The sequence below is a fragment of the Bradyrhizobium jicamae genome (genome assembly GCF_018130215.1).
GTDB classification, from domain to species: domain Bacteria; phylum Pseudomonadota; class Alphaproteobacteria; order Rhizobiales; family Xanthobacteraceae; genus Bradyrhizobium; species Bradyrhizobium jicamae_A.
In genome coordinates this window covers 35,019-48,288 of record NZ_JAFCKQ010000025.1, presented here as the reverse complement: position 1 = coordinate 48,288, position 13,270 = coordinate 35,019, and the positions used below count along the sequence as shown (strand labels likewise).

The 13,270-nt window shown below is 63.8% G+C and carries 16 protein-coding genes; 8 read left to right on the top strand and 8 right to left on the bottom strand.

Annotation, left to right across the window (positions count from 1 at the left end):
• Nucleotides 1-3: 3 nt before the first annotated feature.
• The 3 genes from JQ586_RS24385 (at nucleotide 4) to JQ586_RS24375 (ending at nucleotide 2,758) form a co-directional block, all read left to right on the top strand.
• Entirely contained in the window at nucleotides 4-1,233 is a 1,230-nt protein-coding gene (locus JQ586_RS24385; RefSeq protein WP_212397154.1) for an MFS transporter, read from the top strand.
• Nucleotides 1,234-1,402: 169 nt separating this feature from the next.
• Nucleotides 1,403-2,038: a 2OG-Fe(II) oxygenase gene (locus tag JQ586_RS24380; RefSeq protein WP_212397153.1), complete on the top strand. Its 636-nt coding sequence runs from the start codon at nucleotides 1,403-1,405 to the stop codon at nucleotides 2,036-2,038.
• 390 nt (nucleotides 2,039-2,428) lie between these two features.
• Nucleotides 2,429-2,758, top strand: a complete 330-nt coding sequence (locus JQ586_RS24375; RefSeq protein ID WP_249148050.1) for a hypothetical protein — start codon at nucleotides 2,429-2,431, stop codon at nucleotides 2,756-2,758.
• 37 nt (nucleotides 2,759-2,795) lie between these two features.
• Here the strand turns inward: JQ586_RS24375 and JQ586_RS24370 are convergent, their stop codons facing one another.
• From JQ586_RS24370 to JQ586_RS24355, 5 genes are all read right to left on the bottom strand, one after another.
• Entirely contained in the window at nucleotides 2,796-3,392 is a 597-nt protein-coding gene (locus JQ586_RS24370; protein ID WP_212397151.1) for a TetR family transcriptional regulator, read from the bottom strand.
• Nucleotides 3,389-3,523, bottom strand: coding sequence for a hypothetical protein (locus tag JQ586_RS41170; RefSeq protein WP_283815478.1), 135 nt, complete (start codon nucleotides 3,521-3,523; stop codon nucleotides 3,389-3,391). Before JQ586_RS41170 ends, JQ586_RS24370 begins: the two co-directional genes overlap by 4 nt.
• Before the next feature lie 188 nt (nucleotides 3,524-3,711).
• Nucleotides 3,712-4,320 (bottom strand): hypothetical protein, encoded by a 609-nt coding sequence (locus JQ586_RS24365; RefSeq protein WP_212397150.1) that lies wholly within the window; start codon nucleotides 4,318-4,320, stop codon nucleotides 3,712-3,714.
• The gene (locus tag JQ586_RS24360) at nucleotides 4,313-4,987 is read right to left on the bottom strand and encodes a hypothetical protein (RefSeq protein WP_212397149.1); all 675 of its coding nucleotides are present in this window, start codon (nucleotides 4,985-4,987) and stop codon (nucleotides 4,313-4,315) included. The genes JQ586_RS24365 and JQ586_RS24360 overlap by 8 nt, the downstream gene beginning before the upstream one ends.
• The gene (locus JQ586_RS24355; RefSeq protein WP_212397148.1) at nucleotides 4,977-5,741 is read right to left on the bottom strand and encodes a MotA/TolQ/ExbB proton channel family protein; all 765 of its coding nucleotides are present in this window, start codon (nucleotides 5,739-5,741) and stop codon (nucleotides 4,977-4,979) included. Before JQ586_RS24355 ends, JQ586_RS24360 begins: the two co-directional genes overlap by 11 nt.
• Before the next feature lie 266 nt (nucleotides 5,742-6,007).
• Between JQ586_RS24355 and JQ586_RS24350 the strand changes: the two genes are divergently transcribed.
• From JQ586_RS24350 to JQ586_RS24335, 4 genes are all read left to right on the top strand, one after another.
• Entirely contained in the window at nucleotides 6,008-7,381 is a 1,374-nt protein-coding gene (locus JQ586_RS24350) for a sensor histidine kinase (protein WP_212397147.1), read from the top strand.
• Nucleotides 7,381-8,034: a response regulator transcription factor gene (locus JQ586_RS24345; protein ID WP_212397146.1), complete on the top strand. Its 654-nt coding sequence runs from the start codon at nucleotides 7,381-7,383 to the stop codon at nucleotides 8,032-8,034. The genes JQ586_RS24350 and JQ586_RS24345 overlap by 1 nt, the downstream gene beginning before the upstream one ends.
• A 214-nt stretch (nucleotides 8,035-8,248) precedes the next feature.
• Nucleotides 8,249-9,556: an adenylosuccinate lyase gene (purB, locus tag JQ586_RS24340; RefSeq protein ID WP_212397145.1), complete on the top strand. Its 1,308-nt coding sequence runs from the start codon at nucleotides 8,249-8,251 to the stop codon at nucleotides 9,554-9,556.
• A gap of 192 nt (nucleotides 9,557-9,748) precedes the next feature.
• Entirely contained in the window at nucleotides 9,749-10,921 is a 1,173-nt protein-coding gene (locus JQ586_RS24335) for a M20 aminoacylase family protein (protein WP_212397144.1), read from the top strand.
• Between the two features lie 99 nt (nucleotides 10,922-11,020).
• Here JQ586_RS24335 and JQ586_RS24330 read toward each other — a convergent pair whose 3' ends face one another.
• The 3 genes from JQ586_RS24330 to JQ586_RS24320 are packed head-to-tail and all read right to left on the bottom strand — an operon-like array spanning nucleotide 11,021 to nucleotide 12,261.
• Nucleotides 11,021-11,437, bottom strand: coding sequence for a GFA family protein (locus tag JQ586_RS24330; protein ID WP_212397143.1), 417 nt, complete (start codon nucleotides 11,435-11,437; stop codon nucleotides 11,021-11,023).
• 42 nt (nucleotides 11,438-11,479) lie between these two features.
• Entirely contained in the window at nucleotides 11,480-11,944 is a 465-nt protein-coding gene (locus JQ586_RS24325) for an SRPBCC family protein (protein ID WP_212397142.1), read from the bottom strand.
• Nucleotides 11,945-11,946: 2 nt separating this feature from the next.
• Nucleotides 11,947-12,261 carry a helix-turn-helix transcriptional regulator gene (locus tag JQ586_RS24320; RefSeq protein ID WP_212397141.1) on the bottom strand — a complete coding sequence of 105 codons (315 nt, stop codon included), beginning with the start codon at nucleotides 12,259-12,261 and terminating at the stop codon, nucleotides 11,947-11,949.
• 187 nt (nucleotides 12,262-12,448) lie between these two features.
• Between JQ586_RS24320 and murI the strand changes: the two genes are divergently transcribed.
• Complete coding sequence (gene murI / locus JQ586_RS24315; protein WP_212397140.1) at nucleotides 12,449-13,246, top strand: glutamate racemase; 798 nt, start codon at nucleotides 12,449-12,451, stop codon at nucleotides 13,244-13,246.
• Nucleotides 13,247-13,270: the final 24 nt, after the last annotated feature.

Below are 13,270 nucleotides of genomic sequence, written 5' to 3'. Positions count from 1 at the left end.
GCTATGCGTCAGTTCTTCACGGGCATCGAAACGGGTGGAGCGTGGGCGGCTATTTCAAGCGGCCTGATATTCATGGCCCGAGGCGCGCTGCTGCCGTACTTCTTCGTAGTCTTTCATGATATCGGCAATTTCACATATGGAAAGATTGCACTCCTGTTGAATGTGTTTGTGATCGCTCAATCCGCTTGTGCCGTATTGGCCGGCGGAGCAGTCGAGCGCTCAACCGCACGCACAGCATCACTGGTTCTGCTCGCCATCTACCTGGGAGTCTTTGCGTGCTTCTATCTGGCGCGGTCCCTCATGCCGCTGTCGATCGCGCTTGCCGCCCTCGGCGCAGCCTTCGCAGCGGCGCGAGTGCTGTTCAACAGAAGGATCATTGCCACACAGGACCGAACTGGAATGCGGCAAACGATCTCCCTCCGCGCAGTATTGATGACATCCGGATCACTGTGCGGAAATTTGGCTGCCGCCTACATATTGTCGGCACTGGGTTGGAAGAGCTTTATCGCTTTCCTGCTTTGTTTGTTCGCTGCGTCAGTCGTCTTGTTTGGTGTGGGCACTCGTAAGAAGCCTGATGAAGCGACGAACCAGTCAGCTCCGGGGGGATCCATCATCGAGGCGCTTGGAAACGGTGACTTCTACCATGATATTTTGCGACTCGTTCCTCCGCTGATCCTCTACGGCAACTGGGGAACGATAATTCCGAAGTATATATCCGACTCGGTGAACGATATTCATATTATCGCCTGCCTGTACACCGCGACCGCAATATCAGCTCTTTTTTTGACGTTTGGGTTTAACGGCTATCTGTTCAAGAGATTTGATCAGACATTTCTGAAGATCGACCGGTATCCCGGTTTGGCGACAACATTCTTCACACTAGGGCTATTGTTGATGACGCTCACGGAAACGTGGACCCTGATCGTCATTGGCGGCGTCGTGTTCATTGTTGGTGAGATTATTATCGTTCCATATCTCGACGAAATTTCACGAAAGCACGGGGGTGCCAGTGCCGGGTCATACATTGGTCTGGTGATGGCGGCCGAGGGAGCCATGCGTTCAATCGGAATGGTGATCGGTACACTCTCTTACGGATACCTTTCGGACAACGGCGCTCGCAGTTGGTCATTTGTGGCTGTGATCGCCGTGGCGCTGGGTCTGGCCACCTTGATCCACTTCATCGGTATCGCTGGTAAAAGAAGGAAGAGTGCTATTGACACGGAGTTTGGTTGAACCAGGCCGTATTTTGGCCGGGAACTCCCGGGTACGGGCTGCGGAAAGGCTTACGCTCACGGATCTGCAGGATCTCTTGGGCGGCCAGTTGTTGGCGCTCAGGATACCGCACTACTTTCCCCCGGAGCGGTCACCTGAATTGGTGGAAGCGCTATAGCGCAGGTTCAAAGTGAACGCTTACGAGCGCGCCACCAATCTGAACCGTATCGGTACGCCATTTGTAAATGCGCGTGGCAATGAAGCCGTTCGAGAGCTGTATCTCGCCAGCGCACCAGATTTTCTCCGAGAGCTGCGCGCGGTTTGCAACGTATGTGCATGGCCAATCGACAGGCTTCGCCTTGAAATGGACGAGCTGTGGCCCGCAGGATCCGTCACTCTCAAGATTGATGGTCGAACATGCTTCGTCGGGCTCACCCGGATTTTCGAGAATGGAAGCTTTGCGAGACCGCATCAGGATTCACTCAGGCGCGACGGCCCGGACCTGATCATCGCCCGATCGATTAAAGACCAGCTGGCGGCCAACATCTATCTGGACAAGGCAGATGCTGGAGGGGTGCTTCAGCTCTGGTCGAGACGCCTGCCAGACGATGAATATGAAGCGATGAAGCAGGCAGGTGGTCATGGCATAGATCCCGAGTCGCTTGGCGCGCCTGATGCACAAATTGCACCGGAGGTGGGCGATCTGATTCTCTTTCGGTCGAGCCATCTGCATGCGGTCTCGAAAATCGAAGGACGGCCACGCGTCGCAGCCTCGGCTTTCATTGGCTACTGGGGCGCTCAAGAGCCGTTGAGGTTTTGGAGCTGATGTCGAACCTTAGGGCTGGGGTGGCTATGCAGACCAGGCCGCCCGCCTTCGCATTTTCCGGGATCGAACCAACTCGCTCACGCCACCGTCTTCTTCAGGTGATCTGTGCTGCGCTCGATTGAAGGCTGATGTGAAGAAACGTCGGGAAGGCCGCGCAACAATGGACGCGGTCGACGCCGTCGTTAGTCTTGATACGGGAAAGCTGCAAAGCCCCGGCTCGCAATCGGGCCGCGCAGGCGCGAAGACCTATCGGCCCACGACACGGTAACCTTCACCATCCTGTACTTCAGCATCCGGCTGCAGATAGACTGACGGAGCGGCCGGCAAGGATGCCGCCGCAAAGGCGGGGAAACCGCAGCAATGAACAATTGGATATTGTCGACGTGTTTCTTGGCGCTCACGGCAGTTCCTGCCGCCGCCGCCGATGTGCGCCTGGATTCCTATCGCAATCCGAAGAACGAGACGTTTCGCTTCTTCAATCAGATGTATCTCGACGGCGTGAGGGGCGGCCTGATGGCCACCAATGCGTGGTTGCGGCGCCATGGCGGCCAAATGGCGTTCTGCATGCCCGAAAACCTCGCACTGACCACCGAGCAGACCGAGGAGATCATGCTCAAGTCGGCCGACAAGCGGTCAGCGAAAGGTGATTGGTTGGTCGCGTCCCTGCTGCTGTGGGGGTTGCAGGATGCCTACCCGTGCGAGAAGGCCGGCAGCCAATGACGGAGCACGCGCCTGCGGCATTCAATCCGGAGGCAGATTAATGCTTGCACGGCGCCTGCAGGCCACGCAGCAATAGCGAGATCAGCGCTTCGATCCGTGCCGGACATTCCGGCTTGGCCCATTCCTCGGCATGCGCGGGGTGATGGTAGCGGACGGTGGAATCGAACACCGCGCGCGCGGTCGCCTTGACGTCGTCGATTTCGAACACGCCCTGCGCGACGCCATCAGACAGGATCTTCGCAAGCAGGTCGACCTGCTTGTCCTTGTAGGACTCCACTACCTCGCGCGCTTCCTGCGCCAGCGCCAGATAGGTCGCGAACATCTCGGGATCGTCACAGACCTTCTTCTGCTTGATCGCAAACATCGTGCGCAGCCATTTCTCCAGCCGCTCCGGCGCCGGGCCATCGGCCGCTGCGAGCTTGCACAGCGGCTCATTGGCCCGGTCAAGCCAGCGCTTGGCGACGGCATCGCGCAGCGAGGCCTTGCTGGGGAAGTGGCGGTAGACGCTGCCGTGGCTGACATCCAGCGCGCGGGCAACGTCGACGACGGTGGCCTTGGCGAGCCCGAAGCGCCGCAAAACATCCTCGGTTGCTTCGAGGATCCGCTCGGGAGTCAGGACCACCGCCTCGTTCATGCGTTCACCGTCTGGTTCTCGCTGTCATGGCCGCGGGTGAATTTGGCGGCCTGGGCGGCCAAATGGCGGGCGACGCGATGATTGAGCCACTGTTGAATCTGGGCGGTCAATTGAAAGATTTCTATCGTCATTTCGGTAGTCCTTAGAGGTAGTCACTTAAACGTTGGATCCCGGCCAGGTGCCGGAAAACCCGCACACCCCCAGCCTGGAGCCAAAGGGAATATACCATCGCGCTGACAGATTTCAATATCTGTCATCGAACTTTTTAAGTTCGTTGGCCGGCGACCCGCGCAGGGAACCGGCCCGGCGGACAGCCCCGCTATTGCTGTGCGTCCTTGGGCGGCATCCGGGGCGGCGGCAGGGGGTTGAAGACCGAGCCCTGGGCGCCCGCCGGCGGAGGCACGAAGACGCCGGTCGTGGAATCCCCGCCTGAGGTTTCGAGAACCGTCTTCGGGGTGATGTATTCCCTGACGAGGTCCAGAATGGTCCCCTCGCCGCCGCCGAAATCCGCTGCCCGCCCGCCCTGCGGGTGCCCGGCCTTGACTTCGGTGTCGGCGGTGTGGGTCTGCTCGGCGAGCGCCTCGCTGTAGGGAATTCGGAAGGCACGCGGAATCGCGCTCGGCCGATTGTCGTCATCGAGTTCCTCGACCCAGAGATAGATCGAGCCCGGGTCGCCTTCCAGCGAATGCGGCTCCACGATCCGCGTGGCCAGCAGCTTGAAGTTGGCCGGCAGCGTTTCCGTCGAGGCCCAGCCGAGCAGCCCGCGCATGCCGCCAAAGCTGATGACATAGAAAGCGCTGGTCACGACGATCGCCACGGCCTTCAGCGACCAGTGCAGGCGCGCATAGACCAGCACGATCAACAAGAGCGCACCGATCACCGCATAGGCGACCGCGAGCGTGAGGATGACCGACTGCAGGCTAGTCACGGCCCAGAGTCCTCACGCCGGTCTTCGGATCGATGTCGGCGCCATTGCGCCAGCCCATGCGGAACGTCTCCAGCAGCGACTTCGGCCGCTGGTCGACGTTGACCACCTTGCCCTCGGCGTCGAGACGGAAGCGGACCGCGGTCTTCTCGTCGCCGGTGTGATTGACCGTGAGCTTGTCGTCGAAGATCACCTGCGCCGTCGGATTGAGCTTCTGCACCTTCACATTGGCCTCGACCGGTTCGCCTGTCGTGGCCGAGAAATGCGAGACGTTGACGGTGTATTCGCCGGCCAGGATGCCGCGCACGGTGACGATCTCCTCGCGGATGGGCGAGGCGATCTTCTTGCCGTTGACGACGATGAAATCGTTGGCGCCGCCGCGATCGTCGCGGTCAAGCGTCAGGAAGCCGGCCTCGCGGTGCCGGTACCAGGCGATGTTGCCGGCGGGGTCCTGCACGAACAGGTCCAGATCGTCAGGGTGGTTGTCCGGCCAGTCCATCGTGATGATGAATTCGGCCTTGGAGTCGATCTTGCCGTCCTTTGAATCCGGCGACACCGCAAGCAGCGCCAGGAAGAACAGGAAGGCGATCACCTGCAGCGCCTTGAAAAGCATCACGCCGAGCGGGTCGAATGGCTCCTCGCGCGGATAGAGGCCGAACTCATCCATCATGACGGCGTTCCAGGGCCGGGGTGACGTGCGTCTCGGTCAGCACGACGGCGTCGGAAAACACCCGCTGGGTCGCGCTATCCAGCATGTAGTACTGGATCCGCACCAGGATCGAGCCGATCAGCCCGGCCAGCGTCGTGTACATCGCGACTGCCATGCCGTCGCTCATCAGCCCCATCGACGATTTCATCGCGACCTTGTCGGCGGCATCAAGGGTCGCGATCGGCGCCAGCATGATGATGAAGCCGATGATGGTGCCGAGCAGGCCGAGTTTCATCAGCGTGTCGGAGACGAAGGCGCCAAAGCCGTTGGAACCACGCAGGCGGTCCGCCAGCGTCCGGAGCAGCAGCGTCTGGTCGATCCGGCCCGAGCCTTTCCCCATGCCCTGTGCCTCGGCCTTCTGCACCAGGCTCTTGATGTGATCGGTCACCAACCCGCCGGGCAGGCCGCGCGCACCGGCGTCGAGCGCCCTGGTGCCATCGGGCGAGGCCAGAATCGCGCGACAGCCGCGCGCAACCTCCCCTTCACGCGCGATCGCCCGGGTCCGCCAGAAGCAATGGATGCAGGTCACGATGTAGAGGACGGCGATGACGCTCGAGATATAGGTGCGGTCGGAACTGACCATGCGGCGGATCAGCCCGTAGCGCCAGAGCAGGAAAGCGGCGAAGACGGACAGGCCGGTGAAGATCATCCAGATCAGCAGCACGCTGCGTTCCGCGGCGTCCGTGCCGGCCACAGCTTCGATCCTGGCGCTCATGCTGCGTCACCTCTCCTTGCGAGACCGTCACGTTACACCAGAGCGGGCCGGCGCCGTCCAAAGACATCTGCCCAAACTTGGTCGGGCAAATTTCCCGACCTGCATCTCCTTAGGCCTGTTTCGATTGGCCGGAAACGGCCCTGCTGTTAGGCTTCGCCCTGCAACGCGCGAAACATATCGCGCTGTGACTTCTCTTTCGAGCAAGACGGCCGGAGAAAACCGCTTAACACCTTTCCGGGTCATGCTCTGGCACTGGAGTGGATCGCATGCGCCTCGTGCTTCAACTGGTCGCCCGCCTGCTCGTCATCGTCGCGCTGTGCCTTGGGGCCGCGACCATCTGGGCCACGATCGACGCCTATCGCAGCGTCGATCGCTCGACATCAGCCTCCGCCGAGCGCGTCTCGCAGGCGCTCGAAGCGCTGTACTGGCGCGAACTGCTGTTGCGCAGCAACCGCATGCGCGACCAATTGCTGCCGGCGCCGGACTGGCGCACCATCGAGACGATGGGGCTGATCTCGCCCGGAATCTGCGTGCAGTTCGAGCCGTCAGGTGCATTCGAGAAGCCGCTGTGCGGTCAGAGCAAGGGTATCGGCACGGCGCCGCCGCGCTGGTTCGCGGCGACGGTGCAGACCGTCCTCGGCAACCACGCAACCGTCTCCCGGCCGATCAGCGCCCGTGCCGCGACCGCGGGAACCGTGCTTGCAAACGCCGATCCGCAGGCCGCGATCGCGCTGGCCTGGCGGCACATCCTGGAGAACATCCACGTTGCGCTCCTGATGGCGCTGGCGATCGCGCTGCTGGCGTCACTGGCGATCGCGCATACGCTGGCGCCGGCCCGCTCGATCGTCTCGGCGCTGCAGCGGATGGCTGATGGCCAATACCGCACCGCACTGCCGCGCATCCGCTCGATGGAACTCGCGATGATCGGACAGGCCGTCAGCGATCTCGGCGACCGCCTGGCGCAGGCCCAGGAGGAACGCGCCGTCCTGACCCGCCGCCTGCTCGAGATCCGCAGCGACGAGCGGCGTGCGCTGGCGCGCGAGTTGCATGATGAATTCGGTCAGAACCTCACCGCGATCCTCGCCTTCGCCACCACGATCGAGGCGAGCGCCGGGGATAAATACGCCGCAGGTACCGAGATCGCGCAGGATGCGCGCATGATCTCGCAGGCGACGCGCCGCATCATCGCGTGCCTGCGCGATACGCTGAAGCGGCTGCGGCATCCGCCGGCCGAGGAACTCGGGCTGGAAGCGAGCCTGGTCGATCTCGTCGACAGCTGGCGCTCGCAGGCCACGACGCAGCCGATGATCCAGCTCGACCTGCAGGGCGACCTGGCCGACGTGCGCGGCACGGTGGCCGCCACCGCCTATCGCGTCGCGCAGGAGTGCCTGACCAATGCGCTGCGCCATAGCGCGGCGCGCGAGATCGTGCTTCGGATCGAGCGGCGCACCGAACCGGAGAATGCGCTGCTGGTCCGGGTCGAGGACGACGGCGGCGGGGACGCAGCCAAGGTGGCGCAGTCAGCGGGCTTCGGCCTCACCGGCGTCAGCGAGCGCGTGGCGGCGCTCGGCGGCTCGCTGTCGATCGCCCGCGCCAGCCGTGGCCTTTCCGTCGCCGCCACCATCCCGCTCGCCGCCTGATGAGCGCGGTAGGCACCAGCGGCATCTCGATCCTGCTGGTCGACGACCATCCCGTGGTCCGGCAGGGATACCGGCGCGTGCTCGAGCATCAGGACGATTTCCGCGTGGTCGCCGAGGCCGACAACGCGGCGGGCGCCTACCGCGCGTTCAAGGCACACCAACCCGACGTCGTGGTGATGGACATCTCGATGCCCGGGGCGAGCGGCCTGGAGGCAATCCGCAACATCCGCGCGCGCGACGCCGATGCGCGCGTCCTGGTGTTCAGCATGCACAGCGAGGTCGCGCAGGTGAAGGCGGCATTCGGCGCCGGCGCGAGCGGCTTCGTCACCAAGGGCAGCGAGCCGGCGGAGCTGATCGCCGCGATCCGCTCGGTGGTACGCGGCGAACATGCCATGAGCGACGATGTCGCCCGGGTGCTGGCGCTGGAGAGCCTGGTGCCGACGAAATCGGCGCTCGACGAGCTCGGCGAGCGGGAGATCGAGATCCTGCGGCAGCTGGTCGCCGGCGCGACCAAGGAGCAGATCGCGGAAAATCTCAACCTCAGCACCAAGACCGTGCAGAACTACCACTATCTGATCAAGGCCAAGACCGGGATGCGGACCGATGCGCAGCTGGTCCGCCTCGCCGTCGAATGCGGGCTGGCGAATCTGTAGAGGGACGGTCGCCCCATAGCGCGCTGTGCCTCCCCTCCCCAGGCGGGGAGAGGGGGACCGGCGCCCTGCGCGGTTCACTATCGCCCACCCTGTTTTCCCCTCCAAATCCCCCATACGGGTGGCCTCTCCGGCCCTGATTTGCTAAAGCACGGCGTAAAAAACAATTTGGCCGGGAGCCGCGCCCGTTGCGCCCCCGCCCCCTTTGGAGTTGTCGATGATCCCCCGCTATACCCGCCCGGAAATGGCCTCCATCTGGGAGCCGCAGACGCGTTTCAAGATCTGGTTCGAGATCGAGGCGCATGCCGCCGACGCCCAGGCCGAGCTTGGCGTGATCCCGAAGGAGGCCGCGAGGACGATCTGGGCCAAGGCCAAGGACGCCAAATTCGACGTGGCGCGGATCGACGAGATCGAGCGCGAGACCAAGCACGACGTGATCGCCTTCCTGACCCATCTCGCCGAGATCGTCGGCCCCGAGGCGCGTTTCGTGCACCAGGGCATGACCTCCTCCGACGTGCTCGATACCACCCTCAACGTCCAGCTCAAGCGCGCCGCCGACCTCCTGCTCGCCGACCTCGACCGGGTGCTCGCGGCGCTGAAGACGCGGGCCTTCGAGCACAAGATGACGCCGACCATCGGCCGTTCCCACGGCATCCACGCTGAGCCCGTCACCTTCGGCCTCAAGCTCGCCTATGCCTATGCCGAGTTCAGCCGCGCCCGCGCCCGTCTCGTCGCGGCGCGCGACGAGATTTCGACCTGCGCGATCTCGGGCGCGGTCGGCACTTTCGCCCAGATCGACCCCCGCGTCGAAGAGCACGTCGCCAAGGCGATGGGGCTGAAGCCGGAGCCGGTCTCGACGCAGGTGATCCCGCGCGACCGCCACGCGATCTACTTCGCCACGCTCGGCGTGATCGCGGCCTCGGTCGACCGGCTCGCCGTCGAGATCCGCCACCTGCAACGCACCGAGGTGCTGGAAGCCGAAGAATTCTTCTCGGAGGGCCAGAAGGGCTCGTCCGCGATGCCGCACAAGCGCAACCCGGTGCTGTCGGAAAACCTCTCCGGCCTGTCGCGCATGGTGCGCGCCTATGTGACGCCGGCGCTGGAGAACGTCGCGCTCTGGCACGAGCGCGATATCTCGCATTCATCGGCCGAACGAATGATGGGCCCCGATGCCACCGTGACGCTCGACTTCGCGCTGGTCCGCCTCGCCGGCCTGGTCGAGAAGCTGCTGGTCTATCCGGCGAACATGCAGAAGAACCTCGACCGTCTCGGCGGTCTCGTGCATTCGCAGCGCGTGCTGATCGCGCTGACCCAGAAGGGCGCGAGCCGCGAGGACGCCTACAAGTTCGTGCAGCGCAACGCGATGCCGGTCTGGCGCGGCGAAGGGGACTTCCTGACGCTGCTGAAGCAGGACGCCGACGTGAAGAAGTACATGACGGACGCCGAGCTCGAGGAGAAGTTCGACCTCGGCTATCACCTGAAGCATGTCGACACGATCTTCAAGCGGGTGTTCGGCGAAAGCTGAACGCTTTACGGCGGTGATGCGGCGCAGCGAAATCCGGGGGGAGCCGACCACACGGGACGATTTCGCTGCGCTGCATCAGGGCTACCGGATCGAGGGCGGGATAGCGTGGCGTAACCCGCCATTTCCATGCACATCGCGGCGGGTTACGCTACGCTCACCGACCCTGCCGACAACAAGAAACGGACCCCTCCCATGCCGATCGTCAATCGCGTTGCCGCCCTCTCGGATGAAATGGCCGCATGGCGCCACGACTTCCACGAGAATCCCGAATTGCTCTACGAGGTGCACCGCACCGCAGGCATCGTCGCAGACAAGCTGCGCGAGTTCGGCTGCGACGAGGTGGTGACCGGCATCGGCCGCACCGGCGTGGTCGGCGTGATCCGCGGCCGCAAGAGCACCTCAGGCAAGACCATCGGTCTGCGCGCCGACATGGACGCGCTGCCGATCTTGGAGGCCGCAGACGTACCCTACGCCTCGAAGGTCCCGGGCAAGATGCACGCCTGTGGCCATGACGGCCACACCGCGATGCTGCTCGGCGCCGCGAAATACCTCGCCGAGACCCGGAATTTCGACGGCACGGCGATCATGATCTTCCAGCCCGCCGAGGAAGGCGGCGCCGGCGGCAAGGCGATGGTCGACGACGGGCTGATGACGCGGTGGGGCATCGAGCAGGTCTACGGCCTGCACAACATGCCGGGCCTGCCGGAGGGCCATTTTGCGACGACGCCGGGCGCAATGCTCGCCTCCTCCGACTCGGTGCAGATCTTCGTCCACGGCAAGGGCGGCCACGCCGGCGCCGCGCCGCACGAGGCGATCGACAGCGTCCTGATCGGCGCTCAGATCATCAATGCGCTGCAATCGATCGTGTCGCGCAACGTCGACCCGCTCAAATCGGCCGTCGTCTCGATCACGATGTTCGAAGCCGGCACGGCGTTCAACGTGATCCCGGCGACGGTCACGCTCGGCGGGACCGTGCGTACGCTCGCTCCCGAGATCCGCGATCTGGTCGAACGCCGGATCGGCGAGGTCGCCGAGAGCGTCGCCCGCGCCTATGGCGGATCGGCCGAGACGAAATACACCCGCCTCTATCCGGCGACCGTGAACCACGCGCGCGAGGCCGGCATCGCCGCCGAAATCGCCCGCGACGTGGTCGGCGCCGACCGGGTCGACGACAACGCGGTGCCGGTGATGGGCGGCGAGGATTTCGCCTTCATGCTGGAAGCGCGCCCCGGCGCCTTCGTGTTCCTGGGCATGGGCGACGGCCCGATGTGCCACCACCCCGCCTACAAGTTCAACGACAACATCCTCGGCCATGGCGCCTCCTACTGGGTGCGCCTGGTCGAGAAGCAGATGCCCGCAGGGTAATCTCTCGCGGACCGTTCAGAAGGCCGAGCCGGCCGGAATCAACTCCCGGCCGGCTCGATCTTTTTCGATCACGACGTCAGCGCATGCGCCCGGCCGAAATCATCCGGGCGGCATCCGCTCGAATTTCTGCAACGAGGGATCAACCTCGTCCCATGCAAGGCCGCGGATGCTGTAGGTGAGCACTTGCGGGTTGAATTGGCTTGGGTCGTCGAGGCTCGTCGCGGGAATCGAAAACAGGTCCGGCATCGCAGCGAATGTCAGGTAGACCGGCGTGCCGCATGTCGGGCAGAAGGCGTGGATCTTTTCATTCCCGCTATCGCCGGCCACGCGCCACTCCGACGCCGTGCCGGTCACCCTGACGTCGGCTCGCTGCGCGAAGGTCAGATATGATCCGTGCCCGGTGCCGCTTCGTTTCTGGCAATCCCTGCACTGGCAGTGGTTCTCGAAGACAGGCGCGCTGCTCGTCTCGTAACGGATCGCGCCACACGCGCATCCGCCTGAATATAACCTGGTCATGATGATGCTCCTCGGGTGCTCCGGATTCGACGTCGCGCCGGATCAGGCCGTCTTTGGCTTGGCGAACACGTCGAGCCCGCGGCCGGTTTCCAGCAGGGATTTCAGGCTGGAGAGAACCACCGGCCAACCCTTGCTGATTCCCTTCGCCATGCTGCCGCCGGCTTCGAGCTCGTCATGGGTGACGGTCAGCCGGACCATGTTCTCGTATTCTTCGATCTCGAACGTCACGCGGCTGTAGCTTGCCGGATCAGAAGCCTGCGAAGGGCTTGCCCAGGTGATCACCAGGCGGGTCGGCGGCGAGACCTCGACGACCTTGCCAACGATCTGGACCGGCCGTTGATCGTCGGCGCGAACATGCTCCCATTTCGATCCGACCTTCCAGTCGGAGACGTTCTCGTGGCCCCAGTAGCGCCTTGCGACATCCGGTCTGGTGATGGCCTCGAACACCTTTTCCGGTGTCGAGAGAATGTAGGTCACGTAGACAAAGCTGGTCGTCTCTTTGGTCATCATCACTCTCCTTCGAGCTCTTTCTTCAGATCGTGCAGCAGGCTGAGCCGCTCACGTTCGAACTTCCGCACCCACCGCTCGTAGACGTCATGGAGCGGCACCGGATTGATGAAATGCAGCTTCTCCCGGCCACGCCTGACCGTGCTCACCAGACTGGCTTCTTCCAGTATCCCGAGGTGCTGCGTGGCGGATTGCCGGGCCATGTCGAGGTTCTCGCAAAGCTGGCCGAGCGTCTGCCCGTTCCTCTCGCAGAGAAGGTCGAGCAGCTTCCTGCGCGTCGCGTCGCCCAGCGCCTTGAAAACCTTGTCCGCGTCCATTGGTCTCGCTCGTCTGCGAGGACATTATGCAGGTAGTTACCTGCATGTCAAGGGCAGGTATTTGCCTGCATGTCATGGTGACGGGCGGTATCGGCCAGGGCCATCTGAAATTCCGCAATTTCACCGCCTTGTGCGGCGAGAGAGCCAAACAACCGAATGGTAACCCCGACCAGGATAGGCTGTTCTCGTGCCCGCTTCCCCGACCATCCTTGTGTTCGATTCCGGCCTCGGCGGCCTCACCGTGCTCCGCGAGGTGGTTCGCGTCAGGCCCGAGGCGCACTACGTCTATGTCGCCGACGACGCCTTCTTCCCCTACGGCCACCACACCGAGGCTGAGATCATCGAGCGAGTGGTGCCGCTGGTCGGTGAGTTGATCGAGGCGCATGCACCGGACCTCGTCGTGATTGCCTGCAACACCGCGTCCACGCTGGTCATGTCGCATCTGCGCGATGCTTACCGCTTGCCGTTCGTCGGCACCGTGCCGGCGATCAAGCCGGCCTGCGCCTCCTCGAAGACCCGGCGTGTCTCGGTGCTCGGCACCAGGGGCACCGTGAAACGGGAATATACCCGCAAGCTGATCCATGATTTTGCGCAAGGTTGCGAAGTCACGCTCGTCGGCTCGGGCGAGCTCGCCTCCCTCGCCGAGGCTGCGCTGAGCGGCCAGGCCGTGCGCGACGAGGCCATCGCCGCCGAGCTCGCGCCCTGCTTCATCGGCGATGGCGTCGGCGATCCAGCTCGCACCGACACTGTCGTGCTCGCCTGCACGCATTACCCGCTGCTGCTGGACCGGTTGACGCAGCTCGCGCCGTGGCCGGTCGACTGGATCGATCCCGCGCCCGCGATCGCCCGCCGCGTCTCCGACCTGCTCGGCCCCATAGGCTCCGAACGCGACACGGCCGGCGCCGAGATGATCTTCACCTCGAAGCGCCCGCACGCGCTTTCGCAGGCATTGATGCCGTTCTTCGGCGGCCGCGTCCCGGCCTGAGCGTTCCGCCGGCGCGTGCCTGTC

Bases quoted from the DNA above. Each gene is read 5' to 3' on its own strand.
- JQ586_RS24385 (WP_212397154.1), top strand. From the start codon at position 4: ATGCGTCAGTTCTTCACGGGCATCGAAACGGGTGGAGCGTGGGCGGCT.
- JQ586_RS24370 (WP_212397151.1), bottom strand. From the start codon at position 3,392: ATGAACGAGGCGGTGGTCCTGACTCCCGAGCGGATCCTCGAAGCAACC.
- JQ586_RS41170 (WP_283815478.1), bottom strand. From the start codon at position 3,523: ATGACGATAGAAATCTTTCAATTGACCGCCCAGATTCAACAGTGGCTC.
- JQ586_RS24360 (WP_212397149.1), bottom strand. From the start codon at position 4,987: ATGATGGATGAGTTCGGCCTCTATCCGCGCGAGGAGCCATTCGACCCG.
- JQ586_RS24355 (WP_212397148.1), bottom strand. From the start codon at position 5,741: ATGAGCGCCAGGATCGAAGCTGTGGCCGGCACGGACGCCGCGGAACGC.
- JQ586_RS24350 (WP_212397147.1), top strand. From the start codon at position 6,008: ATGCGCCTCGTGCTTCAACTGGTCGCCCGCCTGCTCGTCATCGTCGCG.
- JQ586_RS24345 (WP_212397146.1), top strand. From the start codon at position 7,381: ATGAGCGCGGTAGGCACCAGCGGCATCTCGATCCTGCTGGTCGACGAC.
- purB (WP_212397145.1), top strand. From the start codon at position 8,249: ATGATCCCCCGCTATACCCGCCCGGAAATGGCCTCCATCTGGGAGCCG.
- JQ586_RS24335 (WP_212397144.1), top strand. From the start codon at position 9,749: ATGCCGATCGTCAATCGCGTTGCCGCCCTCTCGGATGAAATGGCCGCA.
- JQ586_RS24330 (WP_212397143.1), bottom strand. From the start codon at position 11,437: ATGACCAGGTTATATTCAGGCGGATGCGCGTGTGGCGCGATCCGTTAC.
- JQ586_RS24325 (WP_212397142.1), bottom strand. From the start codon at position 11,944: ATGACCAAAGAGACGACCAGCTTTGTCTACGTGACCTACATTCTCTCG.
- JQ586_RS24320 (WP_212397141.1), bottom strand. From the start codon at position 12,261: ATGGACGCGGACAAGGTTTTCAAGGCGCTGGGCGACGCGACGCGCAGG.